This is a genomic window from Paenibacillus xylanexedens (genome assembly GCF_007676705.1).
Classification (GTDB): Bacteria; Bacillota; Bacilli; order Paenibacillales; family Paenibacillaceae; genus Paenibacillus; species Paenibacillus xylanexedens_C.
The window spans coordinates 1-369 of record NZ_VEBF01000054.1 but is presented as its reverse complement, the minus strand read 5'-3'; the positions used below and the strand labels follow the sequence as shown (position 1 = coordinate 369).

Sequence of the window (369 nt, the reverse complement as noted above, 5' to 3'; positions counted from 1 at the left end):
TTATTCCCCACCTTCTCCATCTCCTTCCCCTCCCCTTTAATCCCTCTTCAAAAACACCCATTTTCACTACCCACAACATCCCATCAACCTACAAATCCACTACCCCACCCTACCCAAAACTACCTCACCAACCCACATTTCCCCTCAATTCCATATTCCATCCTCATCATCCCCTCACCCATCATTCCTAATCAAAACCCCAATTTTTCAACAACCTTTCCAAACCACCCCTTCTATCCATACCCTCTCCAAACCCCCAATCACTTTTCCCCTTCTCCATCTCCCTCTCAAAATCTTCTCCCCTACCCAACACAAACACATCTCCATCCGCTACATCCATAAACTCTCCCTCACTCCGCTCCCTTATCT

Annotated in this window: 1 protein-coding gene; it reads right to left on the bottom strand. The window is 47.2% G+C overall.

The window, feature by feature from the left end; all coding sequences use genetic code 11:
- Window positions 1–187: 187 nt before the first annotated feature.
- Window positions 188–369, bottom strand: a 182-nt coding sequence (locus tag FS628_RS31585; protein ID WP_222125313.1) for a hypothetical protein, incomplete at its 5' end; no start/stop codon positions are given.